Origin of the sequence: Streptomyces sp. NPDC002889, assembly GCF_042888425.1 — a bacterium.
Taxonomy (GTDB): Bacteria; Actinomycetota; Actinomycetes; order Streptomycetales; family Streptomycetaceae; genus Streptomyces.
On record NZ_JBIAPT010000030.1, the window covers coordinates 76,261 to 94,737 of the forward strand.

General features: G+C 65.4%; 16 protein-coding genes and 5 pseudogenes. 11 read left to right on the plus strand and 10 right to left on the minus strand.

Annotated features, from left to right (window positions below):
* Positions 1-150 precede the first annotated feature (150 nt).
* The 3 genes and pseudogenes from ACFYWI_RS33130 to ACFYWI_RS33140 all read right to left on the minus strand — a co-directional run.
* Positions 151-822 carry a LuxR C-terminal-related transcriptional regulator gene (locus tag ACFYWI_RS33130; protein WP_389239471.1) on the minus strand — a complete coding sequence of 224 codons (672 nt, stop codon included), beginning with the start codon at positions 820-822 and terminating at the stop codon, positions 151-153.
* On the minus strand, positions 819-2,588 hold the full coding sequence (locus ACFYWI_RS33135; RefSeq protein ID WP_389239472.1) for an ATP-binding protein: 1,770 nt from the start codon (positions 2,586-2,588) through the stop codon (positions 819-821). The genes ACFYWI_RS33130 and ACFYWI_RS33135 overlap by 4 nt, the downstream gene beginning before the upstream one ends.
* Positions 2,589-2,866: 278 nt before the next feature.
* Positions 2,867-3,781, minus strand: a pseudogene (locus ACFYWI_RS33140) (Tn3 family transposase); the annotation flags it as partial.
* A gap of 371 nt (positions 3,782-4,152) precedes the next feature.
* Between ACFYWI_RS33140 and ACFYWI_RS33145 the strand changes: the two are divergent.
* Positions 4,153-4,374, plus strand: coding sequence for a hypothetical protein (locus ACFYWI_RS33145; RefSeq protein WP_389239473.1), 222 nt, complete (start codon positions 4,153-4,155; stop codon positions 4,372-4,374).
* A 308-nt stretch (positions 4,375-4,682) separates the two neighbouring features.
* Here ACFYWI_RS33145 and ACFYWI_RS33150 read toward each other — a convergent pair whose 3' ends face one another.
* Both ACFYWI_RS33150 and ACFYWI_RS33155 read right to left on the minus strand, forming a co-directional pair.
* Positions 4,683-5,039, minus strand: coding sequence for a hypothetical protein (locus tag ACFYWI_RS33150; protein WP_389239474.1), 357 nt, complete (start codon positions 5,037-5,039; stop codon positions 4,683-4,685).
* A gap of 335 nt (positions 5,040-5,374) precedes the next feature.
* A complete protein-coding gene (locus ACFYWI_RS33155) occupies positions 5,375-5,680 on the minus strand; it encodes a hypothetical protein (RefSeq protein ID WP_389239475.1) in 306 nt (101 codons plus the stop codon).
* A 767-nt stretch (positions 5,681-6,447) separates the two neighbouring features.
* Between ACFYWI_RS33155 and ACFYWI_RS33160 the strand changes: the two genes are divergently transcribed.
* Positions 6,448-6,594, plus strand: a complete 147-nt coding sequence (locus tag ACFYWI_RS33160) for a hypothetical protein (protein WP_389239476.1) — start codon at positions 6,448-6,450, stop codon at positions 6,592-6,594.
* A 148-nt stretch (positions 6,595-6,742) separates the two neighbouring features.
* On the opposite strand, the pseudogene ACFYWI_RS33165 reads toward ACFYWI_RS33160, so the two are convergent.
* Positions 6,743-6,844 (minus strand): annotated as a pseudogene (locus tag ACFYWI_RS33165) (repressor LexA); the annotation flags it as partial.
* Between the two features lie 111 nt (positions 6,845-6,955).
* The gene (locus ACFYWI_RS33170) at positions 6,956-7,111 is read right to left on the minus strand and encodes a hypothetical protein (RefSeq protein WP_389239477.1); all 156 of its coding nucleotides are present in this window, start codon (positions 7,109-7,111) and stop codon (positions 6,956-6,958) included.
* A gap of 453 nt (positions 7,112-7,564) precedes the next feature.
* Here ACFYWI_RS33170 and ACFYWI_RS33175 point away from each other — a divergent pair, with 453 nt between their 5' ends.
* Positions 7,565-7,801 carry a hypothetical protein gene (locus tag ACFYWI_RS33175; RefSeq protein WP_389239478.1) on the plus strand — a complete coding sequence of 79 codons (237 nt, stop codon included), beginning with the start codon at positions 7,565-7,567 and terminating at the stop codon, positions 7,799-7,801.
* 267 nt (positions 7,802-8,068) lie between these two features.
* On the opposite strand, the gene ACFYWI_RS33180 is transcribed toward ACFYWI_RS33175, so the two are convergent.
* The gene (locus ACFYWI_RS33180; RefSeq protein ID WP_389239479.1) at positions 8,069-8,671 is read right to left on the minus strand and encodes a hypothetical protein; all 603 of its coding nucleotides are present in this window, start codon (positions 8,669-8,671) and stop codon (positions 8,069-8,071) included.
* A 503-nt stretch (positions 8,672-9,174) separates the two neighbouring features.
* Between ACFYWI_RS33180 and ACFYWI_RS33185 the strand changes: the two are divergent.
* The 3 genes and pseudogenes from ACFYWI_RS33185 to ACFYWI_RS33195 form a co-directional block, all read left to right on the plus strand.
* Positions 9,175-9,405: pseudogene (locus ACFYWI_RS33185) on the plus strand (tetratricopeptide repeat protein); the annotation flags it as partial.
* Positions 9,330-9,758: a tetratricopeptide repeat protein gene (locus tag ACFYWI_RS33190; RefSeq protein WP_389239486.1), complete on the plus strand. Its 429-nt coding sequence runs from the start codon at positions 9,330-9,332 to the stop codon at positions 9,756-9,758. The pseudogene ACFYWI_RS33185 and the gene ACFYWI_RS33190, both read left to right, overlap by 76 nt.
* Positions 9,759-10,276: 518 nt before the next feature.
* Entirely contained in the window at positions 10,277-11,008 is a 732-nt protein-coding gene (locus ACFYWI_RS33195) for a hypothetical protein (RefSeq protein ID WP_389239480.1), read from the plus strand.
* A gap of 139 nt (positions 11,009-11,147) precedes the next feature.
* Here ACFYWI_RS33195 and ACFYWI_RS33200 read toward each other — a convergent pair whose 3' ends face one another.
* Positions 11,148-11,387 carry a hypothetical protein gene (locus ACFYWI_RS33200; protein ID WP_389239481.1) on the minus strand — a complete coding sequence of 80 codons (240 nt, stop codon included), beginning with the start codon at positions 11,385-11,387 and terminating at the stop codon, positions 11,148-11,150.
* A gap of 85 nt (positions 11,388-11,472) precedes the next feature.
* On the opposite strand from ACFYWI_RS33200, the gene ACFYWI_RS33205 reads away from it, so the two are divergent.
* Positions 11,473-12,756, plus strand: a complete 1,284-nt coding sequence (locus ACFYWI_RS33205) for a helix-turn-helix transcriptional regulator (protein WP_389239482.1) — start codon at positions 11,473-11,475, stop codon at positions 12,754-12,756.
* 335 nt (positions 12,757-13,091) lie between these two features.
* On the plus strand, positions 13,092-13,841 hold the full coding sequence (locus ACFYWI_RS33210; RefSeq protein ID WP_389239487.1) for a hypothetical protein: 750 nt from the start codon (positions 13,092-13,094) through the stop codon (positions 13,839-13,841).
* A gap of 31 nt (positions 13,842-13,872) precedes the next feature.
* On the opposite strand, the gene ACFYWI_RS33215 is transcribed toward ACFYWI_RS33210, so the two are convergent.
* The gene (locus ACFYWI_RS33215; protein WP_389239483.1) at positions 13,873-14,172 is read right to left on the minus strand and encodes a hypothetical protein; all 300 of its coding nucleotides are present in this window, start codon (positions 14,170-14,172) and stop codon (positions 13,873-13,875) included.
* A 207-nt stretch (positions 14,173-14,379) separates the two neighbouring features.
* Between ACFYWI_RS33215 and ACFYWI_RS33220 the strand changes: the two genes are divergently transcribed.
* The 3 genes and pseudogenes from ACFYWI_RS33220 to ACFYWI_RS33230 all read left to right on the plus strand — a co-directional run.
* Positions 14,380-14,697 carry a CU044_2847 family protein gene (locus ACFYWI_RS33220; protein ID WP_389239484.1) on the plus strand — a complete coding sequence of 106 codons (318 nt, stop codon included), beginning with the start codon at positions 14,380-14,382 and terminating at the stop codon, positions 14,695-14,697.
* Positions 14,698-14,776: 79 nt separating this feature from the next.
* Positions 14,777-16,489 (plus strand): annotated as a pseudogene (locus ACFYWI_RS33225) (AAA family ATPase); the annotation flags it as partial.
* Between the two features lie 231 nt (positions 16,490-16,720).
* Positions 16,721-18,349: pseudogene (locus tag ACFYWI_RS33230) on the plus strand (hybrid sensor histidine kinase/response regulator); the annotation flags it as partial.
* Between the last annotated feature and the right edge of the window lie 128 nt (positions 18,350-18,477).

Genomic DNA, 18,477 nt, shown 5'->3' on the forward strand with positions numbered 1-18,477 from the left:
TGCAACGTGGCTCTCAGCCATGCGCCCTCAAATTGTTCTTTGGGTCAGCACAGGTGAAGCGGGTTGCTTCGATAGTGACTCAGGCATCTTCCGTGTGGATATGGGGGGAACCCCTGTACATGGCGACCTGGATGTGGGATGCCCCCAGTGTTACTCCGGGCCGTGATCGTTGTGACCCATGATGTCATTTAGGTACGCGCGGACGATCAACACGCGGATGTTCATTTGCAATTTTCGCTCTTCTTCGGGCGAAGGGAGTCCGTAACCCCTCCTGATCGCTGCAATGTGCCTTTCGACTGTCCCTTCAGCAATTAGAAGTCGCTCGGCGATTGCTCTGTTCGTGTACCCCCGCGCAATCAGATCTACAACCCTTTTTTGCGTGTCAGTCAGCTTCCCGCCACGGGCTGCTAAGCCTTTCAGCTGCGCGTCAATACAGATGCCACCAGCATGCACAGTACGAGCGAAATCCAGTAACTGGGTGACGCCCTCGAGTTTGTCCTTGAGGAGGTAGCCGATACGGCCGCCCTGTTGCCCGATGTTCATCATTTCTAACGCGATGCGCAATTCGTCGTGTTTCGACATGGCGAGCAAAGCGATTTCGGGGTACCCCCGACGGATGCTCCGAGCTGCCGTCAGCCCAGCGAACGATCCCTCTCCTGCGACCGAAAAGTCCATGTCCAGCAGGATTACATCGGGAGCTAAGCCCTGCTCAAGCTGTGCCTTGGTCTCGGTAATCGACCTGGCCTGACTCACTTGAACCCCGCGCTGCCGCAGACGAGGCGCAAGCAGGTCATGGAAGAGCGGGGCATCGTCGGAAATCATAATATGCATGGGAGTTCCGCCTTCACGTGTGTGCCCACGCCGTGTGGACTGTCGATGGTAAATTTCCCCTCAAGTACATTCACTAGATGAAGTGCTCGCTGACTTCCGACTCCCCGCACTTCAGCCGAGTTAGCACCCCCCACGCCATCATCGATTACTTCGACTATGAGCCAATCGGGTTGATGCGTGACCTTGACCCGAATTGTGTTGGCGTGTGCGTGAGTTCTGGCGTTGCGTATCGCCTCGCTGATGACCCGGTAAGCAACGTGCTCGACTCGCTTTGGCCAGCGTGTTTCCGGGATCGTCAGATCTTTTGGGGGGAGCCGCAACTTGTCAAAGAGCGACACGACGCCAGCCTTCAAACCGTAGTCGAGCGCCGGCGGGTACAGCTCAAACGCAACCTCCTTGATTTGGTCCTGCAAGCGCTCGGTCCTAGCTATACCGTCTTGTATCAGCCCGACGGTGCTGGACTCCGCCTGTTGTCCCAGTTCATTTATCAGATCATGGAGAGCGAACCGAATCCCGATAACTTCGTCCTGCCCGCCGTCATGAAGTGCGCTCTGCAGATCTTTACGGTGTTCGATTTCAAGGTCGATCAGCTGGTTTCGACTGCTGCGCAGTTGTGCTTGAAGGGCTTCCTTCTCGAGAACGATTCTCGTCACAGCCGCTACTGACTTCAGCTGCCGAGCGCCATCCAGCGAGGAATCGTGAAAGAGTGCGCCAATTCGGTGACCCTTCCATTCCAAGAATGTCACGCTGCGACCCGGATCTGTAGGCAGTTCGACAGTATCGCCAGCCGAATTTGCGTACCGCTTCCCGTCAGGTAGCCATGGATGAATTTCGATTTTCGGGTCGCCGAGCCACTTGGCGAGGAGTTCCCGATAACTCTCGCTTGCCACCTCCTCGAAATCAGCAAGCTTTTCGAAAGCGTTAGCCCGGCCAACCCATTCCCGAAGTGCGTCGACCTGACTGGCAAGGGGAACAAGGAGTACAGCTGTGGCATATCCGAAAAGCAGGATGTGGTTGAGTTGGGCAGCTGCGTGTGTCAGTGCAACGATCAGGAAGCCGCTGACGATCACAGCCGCCAGGGTGGCGAAGAACCGGACCGGAATGGCGCTTCTGCGCATCGGTGGACTCCCTGACCGCCAACGTCGAATCAGCAGCACGAGCACGGCGGCACAGAGGATCATCCCGGCTAGCGTCCCGGCGGTAGCCCAGGGTGAGTACGTCCCCGCTTTGGGGTCGCCCCAGACCTGCGGCGGAGGCGATTCTTCGACGAAGTATCGAGCGGTCTGGCTGATCAGAATAATGCCATAAAGACCAAAAACAACTATGGCGGCGATGGGATCCCGAAGCCGGCCCGAGGGAAAGCTTAAGACGATCTGCGCCATGACCGCGGCGTTGAAAAAGAATAGACAAAAGCCGACTGAATATAAGGCCTGGTGTTCGCTAAACTGTAGATCGCCGACATACCAGGTCAACCCGAATGCCACCAGCAATGCGCCGGTGCGGCTTAGGCCCGGTCGCCGGAACAGCATGACGAATCCGGCCACCAGCGCAAGCATGCCAGCACCTTGGATGGGGATCTGCATCCACCATGCCCATGGCGCTTTTCCTACTGACAGCGACACGGCGAACAACGCGAAGGCCACGCAGCCCACAGCCACCGTGGTGACGGCTACTGCTCGAAAAGGGCTGAGTGCAGCCGAGTCAGTGGCCGTCTCATCCCTGTTACCCATGAGGATCGGGTGATAGATTTTCGGCATCCCTCCATGCTCGGCGTTCAAAGAGTCCGGCACCAGGCAGGTATCCCCTCGCTTTTGTCCTCGACTATGAGGATCCCCCCTGCTGACAGGGCGTATGCAGGCCACTTCGTCTACACCATGTCTCAAGACCGCCGCGTGAGTTCTTGCGTTGCGTATCGCTGCGCTGATGACCCGGACGAACGCGCCACAGCGCCCCTCCTCCGCTTCGGCCAGGCCCTCCCTGGCCCGGCGCCTCACCCCGGACAACGATCCGGCTACCGGGGAGAGACGCCAAGCCCCTATTCCTCGTCGTCCTCGTCGAGTTCGACCGCGTCCGGGTCCCGCAGCGGCCGCAGCCCGTCGACCGGCTGGGAGGCGGTGAAGCTGTAGCGGCCCAGGACGTTCAAATTCCTGTGCTTGAGCGGGGACAGCCGGGCCACGTCCTCGTCGCGGATCTCGTGGCCGTCCGCGCGGAGCTCGGCGACAGCGGCGTCGATGTACCGCGTCGTCCAGAGCACCACGGAATTCAGAACGAGACCCAGCGAGCCCAACTGATCTTCCATCCCGTCCCGGTATGCCTGGTGGATGGTGCCCTTCTTGCCGTGGCAGATCTCGCGGGCGAGCCTGTGGCGGGACTCCTGGACGGTGAGCTGCTTGTGCATCTGGCGCCGGTAGGTGTCGTCGACCGGGTCGACGACGGCGAGCAGGTGCAGGGTCTTGGCGATCCGCCCGTACTCGGCGAACGCCTGCCCCAGCCGGGTCGGGTGGCCCTCCCGGCCGAACATCCGCAGCAGGTCGTAGGCCCGGACCTGGTTGGTGACCAGGGAGCCGGCCACCCGCAGCATGTCCGGCCAGGCGGTGATCACCTTCTTCACGTTGACCTTGTTGCGGGCCAGCGCCTCCAGCGGCCCGTACCCGCCGGCCGTCTCGGTGCCATGCATCTGGGCCTTCCAGAACCGCTGGTCTTCCAGGTCCTTGAACCGCGGGGAGAAGCGGTAGCCGAGCATCCTGAAGATGCCGAAGGCCATGTCGGAATATGAGGCGTTGTCGGTGGCGACCATCTCCGGCTTTACCCCGCCGTCCAGGTTCAGCAGCGCGTCCAGGATGAACAGGGAGTCGCGCGGGGTGCCGGGCACCACTCTCTGCCCGATCCCAATCACCTGGTCATTGATCGCGTTGAGCCAGGTGATGCCCTTCTTCTTCGCGAAGTACTGCCCACGCCGTCGTACCGCGCCGAGCGTGAGGCGATCGCACCGTCAGCCGTGGCCGAGGGGGAGCAGCTGCTTCCGCGATGGTGGGCGGTGCGGTCGCCTCACGCTCGGTCATCCGTGACGGAGCCCTAACGGAACATCAGGTTCCGTACTCTCCTGCGAGAATGCCGCGGAACTCTTTTGTTCCGTATCGCACGTGCAGTTGGGATGGGGCGGCGCGCTCTGCGTATCCTCCAGTTCAGCGAGCCCCAGTACGACGAACGGGGAGCCCCAGTGCTGCACCGATGCTTTGGCGGGCGAGGTGCAGCGGGGGACTCCCCGGCAGGTCGTGGAGTCTCGCGTCCCGTGACACTCGAACAATTCAGGGAACTCGAATGACTACGACCGAGACCGACGGTACAACAAGTTTTACGCGTCATCTGAGCCAGATCGGCCAGTTGCTGCCGGGCATCGCGGCGCTGCTCTCCGCCGTCTGCATCCTGCTGCTGATCGTCACCGGCCACACCGATCCGATTGCAGCAGTCGCAGCATTCGGCGGCGCTGTCTTCCTCGGCGGCACTGCGGCCACAGTGACCGTCAACATCATCCGCCGATAGCGTCGACCAGCCCGGCGACCACACGTCTCCGGAACCGCCGTCACTCGCAGTCAGCCAGGTCCCCGCTGTACGTGAACACCACCGCGCGCCCGGACGCGGCCATGGTGGCGTTTGGTGAAGTGGTGCGGGCAGCGACGGCGCCGCCCACTTCGTGGTGGGCTCCGCTGCGGGGGAACGAGGGCGCACTGTAGGGCTGTCATCAACCGATCCGCTGTCGTCCATGGCCGGACCGCACGGCCGCCAGGAGACGACAGTCAGGGGGCAGCGGAGTCGGTTCTTGCCGATACGCCGCTCACGACATCCCTACATCAGGCGCGGCCAGGAGGCGTGTAGGTGATGCCGACGTCTCCGGCGGAGGTCGCGGCGAGGGCCACGACCTTCCAGATCGCGGCGGGAACGCCAGCCCGGGGGCCGTCGCAGGCGTCGTTGAGGAGATCCACGGTTAATCCCACGGACTTGCCGTCCGGCCCCTTGGCCGAGAACTTGACCTCCTGCGCTGCCCACGGGTTCGCGCGGACAGAGGCGAACTGCACCAGGGCGTGGTACGCCGCGAAGTCCTTGCCGTTCCGGGTGAGGGTGAGAGTGCCCGGCCGAAGGTCGACGCCGACGTGGACCTGGGTGTCCTCCTGCACGATGACGGGTTCGCCGGTGGCGCTCAGGTCCACGCTGCTCTCCAAGGGGGAGGTGGAAGTTCAGCTGCTCAGCATGGCAGCTGACTGCCCGTCGGGAGAGGGCGTCTGGTGGCTGTGTGACGGACACCCGCCCGCCCCGGTGGCCCCGGGGCGGGCGGGTTCGCGGTGATGCGTGACGGCGGGGGTACGGCCCCGGCCCGACACGCGTCCGGTCGACGGCGACCGAAGATCAACCCGGCACCCCTCCCCCGCCGCCAGCCTCATTCACCGCCATTCGGCACACGGCCCAGACGGCAACAGCCAGGCCACGTAAACCGCCCACAGAGGCCGCACCCCACGGGCGCGGGGCCGCCAGCCGTGACGGGGCGTCACTCCTCGTGGGGATTCAGATGGATCCAGCCACGTCCGCCGGGCCGCATCGCCATGCCCTCGTAGGGCTGACCGAGACTGGCCGGGTCGGCCTGGTCCGTGCCAATGCCGGTCACAACGACCGCGCTGGTGTGTACGTCGTAGGTGACGGCCAGGCAGTGCCTGTCCTCGGACCGCCATACCCCGTGCCGGTCGGCTTCCTGAACGATCTCCAGCAGGGCCTTTCCGACGTCGGTCTTCCGCTCCTTAGACAGAGCATCGAACTGGGCGCGGGCGGTCTCCTTGAAGACCAGGTCTCGTATCACGCACTCTCCCCGATACACGAACGGCCCCAACCGATGCTAGGCCCTCGTGCACGGTAAGTGACGGAAGGTCACACCGGCCCCAAGTTCCCGAGGGATACGCAGGTATATACGCAGTACAAGGGACTGAGTACAAAGGCGTGCGTGACTCTCAGGTAGGCGTCAGCCTCGTCGCCGTTCTGCCCGCCGGCCAGCTGCCGCGCCTCCTGGTCGCGGTCCTGGTCGTACCGGGCGGATCGGCTGTCGCGGCCACCTCGGCTGGCACTCCGCTCCTGCAGCGTGGGCGGCCAGTTCGCGCCATCCCGGCTCCTCGAACTCCGGCGCGACGGCGGGAGTACGGCAGCCAACCCCCACTTCGGCCGGGCAGACAGCACACCGGGGCACCGGCGGGCCGCGCAAGTCGGCTGCCCAAGTGCCGACTGGCGTCCGTGCACCGAGCGTTCGACTCACTCGAAGACTTCGAGGCCGCCACGGACCGATTACTCCGTGAGTAGGTGAGATTCGAGGGATGGGGGCGCCACGTCTTTCCTGTCTTGGCTCTGAGCCAAGTCGGTCCAGATAGACGCCCATTTTCCTCGAATACGGCCGCACCCACTGACGGTCTGGATCTAGGACCAACCCCGCCACGGCGGGGTTTTCGCTTCTGGGGCGGCTCCTGTCTGCTGGGTACCGAGCGTGCTCAAGGGGTTGCGTCGTTAACCCCCGAGTGCTTCACCGTGGCGGCCGCCGACCGGGACGGCGGGACATTCGTCTCGATATCAGGAGGACACATGACCGACGACCGCACTCGCACCGTGGTGGCTCTGCTGGGCACCGGATTCGCCGGAATGATCGCGGTCTCCCACCCGTCGCTCATCCCGGCTCTGACGCTCGCCGTCGCCGTATGGGTGGCTCTGGCCCTCTACCTGAAGCGGTGACCCGGGCGGCTCGGCCGCGCGGCGCGGTAAGAGCCCTACCGCGTCAAGCGCGCCACTATGGCATCGGCAGGAGAGGCGGCACGCAGGCACCAGTCGCCCGTCGGAGAGCCGCCCAGACGAGGACGGTCACAGATGTGTGCTCGCCTGAGGGAGTGGAGATCTCCATGCGCAGGAATCCCTTGCGCTCCAGGGCCATCAGCTGATGGGCAACGGACGACGTGCTGGACAGCCCGACCGCCTCCTGCGTCATTCATGGCATGCGCCGGCTCGAATCGGCTCTGGGAGCGACCGGGGCAGTGATAGTGACACTGTCTGGGTCACCCATCGACTATCCCTGCCGCTGCAGGAGCCACGGAGGGGGTCAGCACCAGCAGCAGGGCCAGCAGAACTCATCGCAGTCCGTGGCACCGACCGCCCACTCGGCCTCGTCCCGGTTCGGCGAGAAGAACAGATGCAGTTCATGCGCGGTGATCAGCCGCTTGAACCGAGGATACGCGGTCCGCTCGATCGAGCTCACAACCCACCCCGGCCCAGACGACAGCCCAACATCACCACAAACGACGTTGAGCCGAACGGGTGACGGGCCGGGCTGTCAGGGATTCAAGATCATCCCATAGCCCCTCTTGAGCTCGCCTCGGCGATACTCCTAGTTGGTTTCGAAAGGTTGCGCCAAACATGCGTTCGAGTGAATAGACGCAGGTCCGGTGCGCGTTGGCGAACGACTCCATGGAGTCGTTGCCGTCGGCAGCGCACCCGGTCCAGGGCGCCGGCAATGGCTTTCTGGTACAGAGCTGGCGTCGGTACGGCGCGGACGTACTGCCCAACGGAAGCGTCGGCGCAGCCCCGCGCCGTGCGACACGTGCTATGACACGAAAACGCAACCAAACCCCAGATCTAGTGGTTGGCTTGTGCGTGCCGCCCACAAGTTGTGGTCCCTCGCCTTTCGGGGGTGACGGCATCACCTATGCTGGTGGCTGCCTTCGAACAACCCCTCCCGTTCTTCGCCTCGTTGGGAGGTGAAGACCCTGGACTCCAGGGCTTTTGGGGTCAGTTGGGAGGTGCGGTGACGCACGACAGCGAGCACGAGAAGGCAAGTCGTGAGCGACGCCTGTCCATTGGTCAGGCTGCGGTCGACTGGCTGATGGTGGTTCCCGCGATCGTGAAGTTCATCGAGTGGGTGGTGAGCATCCTGCAGAGCGGGATGTGAACTATGACCCCGGCGTTGTGGCTGCTTGCGCTCATAACTGAGCCCGGCCGAATGGACGACGGCCGGGCTCGATAGTTAGACCACTTCGCGAGGAGCCCGGCTGGCTGCAATCCAGTTGGGCTCTTCGTGGTTCCCGACCCCTTGACGAGCGGTCGAGCATGTCCGCAGTGGACACCGTACGACCACCATAACGCACTGGGCAGTGCGCTGGCTGCAGGCATGCGGGGGGCATCCCGCTGCTGGTCACGGTCTCTTACAGCACGCCGATCAGGGCATTTTCTTCCCATCGGTCGTCATCCTCGCGGTACCCGCGCATGACCGTGCTGCCCTTGGCCCATCCGCCTTGCTTCTCGACCACATGTCGTCGGGGAGGGTGCGGGCGATCTGCAGCATGTGCTTGACGAGCAGGGCCGGGGCCGGGCCGCGGCCGCGCTCCTCGGCGGCCTTCTTCAGGGCCTTCTTCTTCGCCTTGAGCAGGGCGCGGGCCTCTTCGGCGACGTCGGCGGCCAGCTGCAGCTTGTGCTGGCGCCGAGCAGTGACGACGATGCCGGACAGACGGCGGTCGATGGTGGCCGGGGAGAGGAACAGGCCCGGCGTGTACCCGGGCTGGACCCAGCACCACTCCACGAACAGCACCAGTGTGCCGGAGCGGACGGCGAGCGGCGGCAGGCAGGCTTCGGCGCAGAAGGCCTCCCACGCGCGACAGTCGGCGGCGTACAACCCTTTTGTCTTCTCCGGCCGGTTGTCCTCGACGTGCTCGGTGGCGTCGCGGTCGATCTGCTCGAGCCGGGCCAGAACGTCGGGCGGGAACTGGCCGGGGACCTGGGCGAGCGATGTCGCGACGGCGGTCGCGGGCTGCGTGGTCGTCATGTCCTCCCCGACCCATCCCCTACACGGAGGTGCTCTCCCCCTCAGCCCTTCGTGCGTCCCCGCAATTCCAGATCCAGCCGGAAGTCGACCTCCAGCAAGCGATCAACGCCCTCGCCGACTTCGGCTTAGTCACAGCCCAAGTTCCCGACCTCAACGCCGAGGATCCGGCGAGTTACACAGTAACTCTGCATCCGCTTGTCGCTGAAGTAACCCGTGCACTGCACGAGGTTCGCGCGTCTCGCGGTGAATACCTCGCGTTGGCCAGCAAGGGCCTGCACGACGCCGCGGCGAGGCGTGACCCCCGCAACCCGGCCGACTGGCCCTTTTGGCACCTCGCCACCGCTCATATGCATCGGCTGCTGGAACAGGCTGGGGACGGGGACAACGGCCCGAAGGCGGAGACCCTCACCGTCACGGCCATCGCCTGCATCCAATACGCCACGGACGCCGGCCTGTACGGGGTCGCAAGAGCCGCGACCGACCAGGTGGCTACGGTGGGGGCCATGCTTCCCTCCGAGGGCCGAACCGCCCTGAGGCTGCGTTTCCACCGTGTGCACCTCACCGATCTGGCCGGTGACTTCGCAGCCGCGGAATCGGAGTACCGCACCTTGCTCGACATCCAGCGCCGAGTCCTGCGGGACGATGATCCAGATACGCTGTGGACCCAACACGCCCTGGCACGTGTGCGGGACCTGCGCGGGGACCTGGACGGGGCCCAGTCGGATTTTCAGGCGGTGCTCGAAGGCCGTTACGGCTCCTTGGGGCTGATCACATCGACACCCTCTGGACGCGACACAATCTGGCATGGATCGCTGGCCAGCGAGGCGACTTCAACGCAGCGGAAGCCGAGTACCGCGCCGTACTCAACGGCCAGACCCATCTTCTCGGCGAGGATCACCCCCACACTCAAAGCACCTCCCGGGCTTGGCGACCTGCTGCGCCGCATCGGGGCCCAGCCCCCCACCCGCCCCTTCGCCGACGGACTGGGCTGGTGGGGCTTCAGCGGAGGTGGCAGTTAGGGCACCCGTCTACCGATTTCCTCTCACCAGCCCCACACAGCACAGCAGTTGCGGCACTGGGGTGTTGAGAGAAGGAAGATCCGGGGTTCACCAGGCCGAGGGATGCCCATGGGCCTACGGTGCTGGCCTCAGGTACAGGGGGGTGCGGATGGGCAGGCTTGTGAGGCCGGCAGGTCTGGCTGTGGTGCTGATTCTCGTGGGACTGTCGGCTGCCTGGTGGTTCAACGGGCGGCCGGGGCCAGGGACGAGCGGCGAGACTTCGGAAGGCAGCCAGAAGGCCCGTGCGGCCTATGCGTTCGTGACGGCTGAGGCGATGGTGGTCGTGAGCGACGGTCGGCAGGTAGCCCGGCATACCGGGAAGTTCTCAACGCCAGGCGCCGAAATGCCCCGATGGACACTCGATGGTCGATATCTCTTCTTTCTTGCGGAGCGTACGTCGGGGTCCGGGGTCGAGCTGGCCGGGCAGCAGCTGGTCGCCGTGGAGGCGGCAACGGGTCGGACACGGCAGATACCCTGTCCGGGATGCGCCAGCGCGGGCCCGGCCGGTGGAAGCCGTGTACTGGCGTATCAGCGTGGCGGCGGTCACGTGCTGCGCCTCGATCTCGCATCAGCGGATCCGCCGGTGTTCTTCGAGGTGTCCTTTCCTGGGCAGGGCGGCACCGTACGGATCCTGACAGGTCTGCCGGGAAAGGCTGTGCTGGCCGCCAGCGATCCGGCCCAGGTCTCGGCGTACGGGGGCCCGGAGAATCTGTTCGTTCTCGGAACAGACGCGGCCGTGCGGGATGCGGGATCGAGCGGGAGTGACTCGCCCGTCCCGCTGGCGGCCGCCAGTACGCATTCGTCTTACCCCGGTGCGGATGTCGCCCTGATCGGCGGTGTGCACGGCGGAGCGTGTGAGACCGCCCAGTCGGTGATGCTGATGGACTCCCGCACAGGGAAGACCGTCACCACGGACCTTTCCGCAGCGCAGGCGCCCGGTGGTGAACCCGGGTCCACCGGTGGCCTCGGTGTCCACGACCTGTGGTGGGACCGCAAGGGACGACTCTTCGCCGCCGTGGAGGCATGGACCTGCGATCACAGTCGGCAAAATCCGCGGGTGGTCGCGGCTCCCCCGGGCCTGTGGCGACTTGAGGGACGGCGCTGGACAAAGGCCGAGGACAACACCATGGCGAAAGTACGAGAACTCCGCGACGGCACACGCCTGGTGCTCACGTCCGGTGCCTTGGGCGCCAGCGGCACTCTGCACGAGCAGCAGCCAAAGGAAGAGCCGAGGGTGGTCTCCTCGGACGTGCTGGACATCCTTGCCCCGCCCCTATAGGCGCACGCCTCCTCATACGGTGGCGGTCCATCCGGCGGCCGGACACGACCGGCTGCCCTGGACAGGTCGGCCGCCGAGGCGACTCGCGGCGCCGGGAGTGTTTCTCCACGGCGCCGCAGGAGTCGCACTGGGCGCAGCCTCACTTCAGCCACTGGGCCACGACGGCCATCAGCGCCAGGACGATGGTGTAGGTGCCACCGAAGGCGGTGCCAGCACTGGTCATGGCGGACGGTACGGACCGGCCGTCTCGGTGGGCAAAGAACCCGGCAGCCGCTGCGACCAGAGCGGCCAAGATCGCGCCGATCGTCAGGGCAAGTACGGCCAGAACGAGTGAGGTTGTCGAGTGGTCCACGGTGTCTCCCGTCGAGAGCAGGGGCATTGCGCTCAACCTGACGGAAGAAGTGTCCAAAGATGTTCAGGCTGCACAACAATGGACAACTCTGCACAGGTGCCGTGGGGGATGTGTGAACCAGCCAACCGAAGATCAATCAGACGCGCTGAACGAGCTGAAGAGGCAGCTCCGCGACCACTTGTTAAACAGCCGACTGACGTCCGCAGCTCTGGCGCGCAAGGCCGGCCTGAGCCGCAGCACCGTCAGCGCGGCGTTGAACGGGGACAAGCTGCCGACCGACACCACCGTGGTCGCACTGTCGCACGCACTGGGCAGCGACTCCGCGCCACTGCTCAGGCTCCGTGCAGAGGCAGCAGCGGCAGGCGTGGACTCCAGCGACCGGTCTCCGCAGGAGCCGCCTGCGGTCCTCCCGCAGGCGGATTTCCCCGGCAACGAGCCGCTTCCCCAGACACCCCGACGGCCAGGGGCAGTAAAGCTGACTGCAGCGGTCGTCATCGCCCTCGCGGTGGGAGGCGTGGCGACGGGAGTGTGGGTGCTGCCCGACGACTCCGGCGGGCGGCAGCACGACAAGGATTCACACGGTGCATCAAAGGTCAGCGACACCGCGGCCGGCCGGCTCGCAGCACCGCCCGCCGCCAAAGCGCTGCGAACCACGCTGCTCCAGACCAGTGACCTGCTGGGCGGCAGTTCCATCGCCTTTCCTCGCGACAAGACGAAGGCAGCCGCGGCGTTCTTCACCTACTCGAAGCTCGAGGATCACCCTCTCGACTACATGGAACGAGCGATGGCTGCCGGTGGATACGTGGTCGGCGGAGTGTCGCTCACGGTGGGAGTTGAGGGACTGGCGGACAGCGAGGCGGTCATCCACGACGTCAGGCTGGTGAAGACCGCCACCAGTCAAGTGCCCACGGGCCCCGCAGTCCTGATCGGCACCCAGGGTGATGGCGCGCGGCTCATGGAGTTCGTGGTCGATGACGCACGCCCGGCGGCGAAGATCCCCGATGACGGCCGCGGTGAGGGCGTACCGGGGACCAAGTTCTTCCAGAGCCGCAGGATCGGGCTGCCGAAGAAGCACAAGGAAACGCTCGTGCTGAACGTCACGGCACTACGCGCCGCCTACGACTTCCGAATCGCCCTGGACTACGAAGTCGACGGACGCAAGGACAGTCAGTTCGTGAGCGGGTCGTCCGGCGAACCGCTGACCGTGCGGGCAGCAGGCAGCCTGTGTCCGCCCATGAAGATCCGGACCCTCCTCTCGGAAGCCGATGTGAACCGGCTCGCCCCGCTCCGCTACAGCAGCCTCAAGTATTCGGACTTCAGCAAGGTGCCCTACCGCATCGTCAGAGGCGAACCGGACAAGCACAGTATCAACAGCCCCTCGTGCATCAACGGATAGCCGCGGAGTGGGGCGAACAGCAGTCACCGCACAAGCCTCCCGATCCTCGGCAACCAAGCCGGTCCAGCCGCGTGTTGAGCTGGGGAGGCCTATTCACGGTGCCGACGCAACACCCACGTCGTCGAAGGTCTGGTGGGACTGGAGCGGCATGCTGCTCGAGACGTCGTCGTCCTCGAACCAGCGTGCACTCCTACGTTGTCTGTCCGAGGGCGGTACCAGGATGGCACCGGGGCATATCGGTGATACGGAGGTGAGACTTGAAGCGACAGGATCTCGCAGATGCGCTGGACGCGGAGATGCACCGACGGCTGCTGCCGGGTTCCGCGCTTGCGGCCATGGGCCGATGGCTGGAAGGTCCGGGAGACCCGTACGCAAGGGGTACAGGCGGTCATGCGGTCGGGTACAGGCCGTCACGCTGGTCGGCCATCAGCCCGTGGCCGAGCCGCTTGGCCAACCGGTCTCGCACGGACGTGGTGACAGTAACCCGGGCCAAGGTCGTTGAGGCGGTGCGGGACGCCGCTGCGCGTGAGGCGTGGGCCGAGGCTCTGGTTGCCTCGTATGTCTGGGGCCAGGGCACAACGTCCTACGGGCCTCACCGGCTGAAGGAAATCCTCGCGCAGCCGTCCGTCCCCGACACGCTGGCCGAAGCGGCGAGAGCTGTTCAGGCACATGACGCGGTAGCCGCGTACCGCTTGCTCGACGGAGCCATCATCAGTCTGGGACCCGCGTTCTTCACCAAGTTCCTCTACTTCGTGGACTTGGCCCTGGCTTCGCAGGCAGGAACAGGTCCGCTGGCCTTGATTCTGGACCGGCGGGTATCGCGGGTCCTGCGGGCTCACGCAACCCGCGTCGGTCTGGACGCGGGGCTGCAGTCCGCCGCCGACGTGGCGGCGTGGATCTGGTCCGACATTGGCTGGACCCCGCACCGTTACGACGTGTACCTGCTATGGATGACCGCCGCCACCGAGCAACTCGCCTCGTCCCGTCTCGGATGGCCCGCATGCCACGCGGACGTGCTTGAGTTGGCCCTCTTCAGCGGCGCCTGGGAGCCCTCGTCGGGAGAAGACACGACGGGCACGATGTAGCTGTTCAGGGACGGCCGCCGCCGTCTGCCCCTCACAGGGCCGCCGCGTCAGGGAGTCGGCAGGACGCGTTGGGGCGCACCGTTGCCGCCATGCCCTCGGCCCGCCGCGGCACCACCGATCCCGCCACCGCGCTCCGCGCCGACTCCGCGACCGCGGACGGCGACTCGGCCAGCACTTCGGCCACCGTCTCACGGGCCTGGGCCAGACGCTGAAGCGTGAACTCCGCCGCGATGAGCGCGGCCTGCACCCGCTCGGCCTCCTCCCGCAGCCCAGCCACCTCTTCTCGGACGTTCTTCTCCCGGGCCTCCAGCAGACCAAGTACCGACGGCACCAGCCGCCTCCTTGAGCCAGACGAGCGGACCAACCACGCCCATCTCTCCCGCCAGCGACCGGAGTTCATGCCCACCCCCCCGAACTCAACGATCACATTCGGAAGGATGGCTTCTTACCCAGGACGGTGGATTCTGCTGCGAGGTCTGGGCTGAATGGCGCAGGATGGGTGCCGCGTAATCGAGGGGTATGTCCGATAGGGGGGGCCGTGGCGGAACTCGTCATGATGACCGTGGATGACAATGAGGGCACAGCCGTTTTCGAGGTTGACAGCGGCCTGGCAGGCTCGGACCTGGAGCTGGCTGCGGACGGCGGTGTGGTGGCGCGGGCACAGACGTCCCTGCGTGAGGCGCTGGAGCGTGTGCAGCCGGCTCTGGCGCAGGTCTCCGCAACGGTTCGGGAGCTCAAGCCTGACGAGATGGAGATTGAGTTCGGTCTCAAGATCGGCGGCGAGAGCGGCGTGATCATCGCCAAGGGGACGGCAGAAGTGAACTTCGCCGTGCGGGTGCTGTGGAAGCGCGCCTAGAGCCGTGCATGCGCGGCGGGAAGGATTCATCGTCAAAATCCGCTCACGGACTTCGGACGCTCCCGTGGGCGTCGGTTTCGTGGTGGGTGACCGGCACATCGTCACGTGTGCCCACGTGATCAACGCTGCGCTCGGCCGTGACAAGTTCCACCGTGAGCCGCCGGCTGGTGATGCACGGATTCAGATTGAATTCGTGCTACTGGGCGATCGTGAGGGCGCGCCGTTGCGCGTGTGTCGAGTCGCAGCATGGGACGCGCCCCCTGGGCCCGTCGGCTCTGGCCGCGACGTCGCGGGGCTTGTGGTGGTGGGTGGCGACACGCTGCCTGGAGGAGCAGGCACAGCACGGCTGGTGGACGCACGCGTGGGTCTCGTCCCTGACGCACCGGTATCGGTGTTCGGGTATGCGCGTACACCCGAACGTCGAACCAACGGGGCATGGAGCACATGTCTTTTACGGGGTGCTGTCGGCGGTGGTTTGATCCAGCTCGATGCCCGCTCTGAAGCAGCCCTGCGGGCCCAGCCCGGCTACAGCGGATCTCCGGTTGTGGGGACGGATCGATGGGGTGATCCAGTCGTGGGAATGCTGGCGATCGCCGGCAGAGACGATGCAACGCAGGACGCCTACGCCATCCCACTGTCGGAAGTGGCAGCTGCCTGGGACGAGGTGCTTGGCCGGACGGTGCTTCCTCCCTGCCCTTACCGCGGACTGCAGGCCTTCACACCGCAGGATGCCAAGGCCGGGGTGTTCGTGGGCCGCGAACGCGAGGTCAGACGGCTGCAGGACATGGTGAAGGCGCAGCCCCTCGTCATGGTCACCGGCCCTTCGGGGGTCGGAAAGTCCTCGCTGGTGGCGGCAGGTCTGCGCCCTGCCCTCGAAAGCGATGGCTGGAAAGTGGGCACGTTCCGTCCCGGAGTGGCTCCCTATGAGTCACTGGCCCGCGCGTTGCTCGACCTGGAGCATCCTGGGGCTGACCACTCTCTGGAACGACTGGAACACCGATCCCGCGCCATTCGGGAAGAGGGATTCTGGGCTGTGGCGTCGAAGGTTGCCGTCCTGACAGGTCAACGTCTGGCGCTGGTGGGGGACCAGTTCGAGGAGGTACTGAGCAGCGGTCCGGGCGGTGAGAAGCCGCTTAAGTTCTTGCAGCATCTACTGCCGCCCCCGGACACGGTGCAGGACGCGCACGTGCGTCTGGTGTGCACGCTACGTGCGGACTTCCTGCCCGACCTGCTGGAAATGCCGGACATCGGCGCCCGGCTGCAGGACCGGCAACTGAACGTCTCTCCGCTGGACGAGGCAGCACTGGCCCGGGTGATTGTGGAGCCGGCCCATATGGCTGGTGTCACCTTTACCCCGGGCTTGGCAGAAAAGATTGCCGCCGAAGCCAGCAAAGCAGTGGGGAGTCTGCCGCTGCTGGAGTTCACGCTGACGGAACTGTGGCCTTTGCAGCACGACCGGCAGATCAGTTTCGACAGTTACTACGGCCTCGGTGGCGTTTCTGGGGCGCTGAACCAGCACGCGGAGAACGTCTATCGCGGGTTGCGCGAGCATCTGCGGCTGGGCGATCACCGCATCCGCCGTGCACTGTTGTCCATGATCCGCGCCCGCGGAGGAGCCGCAAGTGCCGTCCGCGTCACCGCGCACCGCTCTCACCTCGGCGATGACTGGTCTACCGCCCAGCTTTTGGCCGACCCCGATCGCCGCCTTGTCATTCTGGGATCTGGTGGTCCTGACACGGCGGAGATCGCTCACGAAGCCCTGATCCGGGAATGGGACAGGCTGTCGTCCTGGGTCGAGGAGGATGCTGGCTTCCAGCAATGGTTGACCGTGATGGAGGAACGCGCTCGGGACAGAGACCTTCTGTCCGCCACCCGCGTGGCAGAAGCGCAGCGGTGGCTGGGGGAACGCAGGGATGACATCCCCGAGGAAGTTGCTGACTTCATCGAGCACAGCAGCACAGTGATCCTCGAGCAGCAGCAGACACGGGAGATGCTCAGCCGGTCGCAGGAGCAAACGCAGGAGATGCTCAGCCAGTCGCAGCAGCTGACCGAGCAACTACGGGATCGAACAGCCGAGTTGGAGAACCGGCAGAAGGCTCTGCAGGCCTCCAACGCCGAGCTGGAGGAGAAGGCCGAGCTGCTGGCCCGGCAGAACCGCGACATCGAGGTGAAGAACACCGAGATCGAGGAGGCCCGGCAGGTGCTGGAGGAGCGGGCGGAGCAGCTCGCGATCTCCATGCGCTACAAGTCGGAGTTCCTGGCGAACATGTCGCACGAGCTGCGCACGCCACTGAACTCGCTGCTCATCCTCGCCAAACTGCTCGCGGACAACGCGGAGGGCAATCTCTCCCCGAAGCAGGTGGAGTTCGCCAAGACGATCCACGGCGCCGGATCCGACCTGCTGCAGCTGATCAACGACATCCTCGATCTGTCGAAGGTCGAGGCGGGCAAGATGGACGTCAGCCCAACCCGTATCGCGCTGGTGCAGCTCGTCGACTACGTGGAGGCGACGTTCCGGCCCCTCACGGCGGAGAAGGGCCTCAACCTTTCGGTACGGGTGTCGCCGCTACTGCCCATCACGCTGCACACCGACGAGCAGCGGCTGCTGCAGGTACTGCGCAACCTGCTGTCCAACGCGGTCAAGTTCACCGACAGCGGCGCGGTCGAACTGGTCATCCGGCCGGCGGGCGCGGACGTACCCGTGGCCATCCGAGAGCAGCTCCTGGAGGCCGGCTCTCTGCGCGCCCCGGACGCCGAAATGATCGCCTTCTCCGTGACCGACACCGGCATCGGGATCGCGGCGGGCAAAATGCGGGTGATCTTCGAAGCGTTCAAGCAGGCCGACGGAACGACCAGCCGCAAGTACGGCGGTACGGGGCTCGGGCTGTCGATCAGCCGGGAGATCGCCCGGCTGCTGGGCGGCGAGATCCACGCGGTCAGCGAACCCGACCGTGGCTCGACATTCACGCTGTATCTGCCGTTGCAGCCGAGCGAACCGGCGCCGCAGGACCGTCCGCAGCTCGCCCCCAGGGACGCGGGGGCACAAGACGGCGAGGGCTCGGCGGACAACGCTGCGCTGCCGCTCCAGCCGGTCTCGTCAGCGCACCCGAACAACTCAGGACCCGCAGCCCTGTTCCGGAGGCGCCGCAGGGCGCTGGGGGCCGCAAGGCAGCCCAGCGACCTGCCCGGCCGGCCGAGCGGGCCGACCGGGACGTCTTACGAGCCGTGGTCCGAGACGGTCGCCGTGACGCTCGCCTTCGACGGCGAGAAGGTGCTGATCATCGACGACGACATCCGCAACGTCTTCGCACTCACCAGCGTCCTGGAGCAGCACGGGCTTTCGGTGCTGTACGCGGAGAACGGCCGCGAGGGCATCGAAGTCCTGGAACAGCACGATGACATCGCGGCCGTCGTCATGGACATCATGATGCCGGAGATGGACGGCTATGCGACCACGAGGGCGATCCGCAGGATGCCACAGTTCGCCGGTTTGCCGATCATCGCGCTCACAGCGAAGGCGATGAAGGGCGACCGTGAGAAGGCCATCGAATCGGGCGCCTCTGACTACGTCACCAAGCCGGCCGATACCGACTATCTGCTGTTCGTGCTGCAAGAGTGGATCGACGCCTCCAGGCATGAGCCACCAGGCTAAGCCGTCCGCCAGGGGCTGGACCACGCGCGCATCAGAAGCCGTATCTCAACCGAACGTGATGCCTTGATTTCTGCTGGTCAGGCATGGTTTTGCTCGGGGTGAGGGAGGCATGCGGCGTCTTGTGTCCG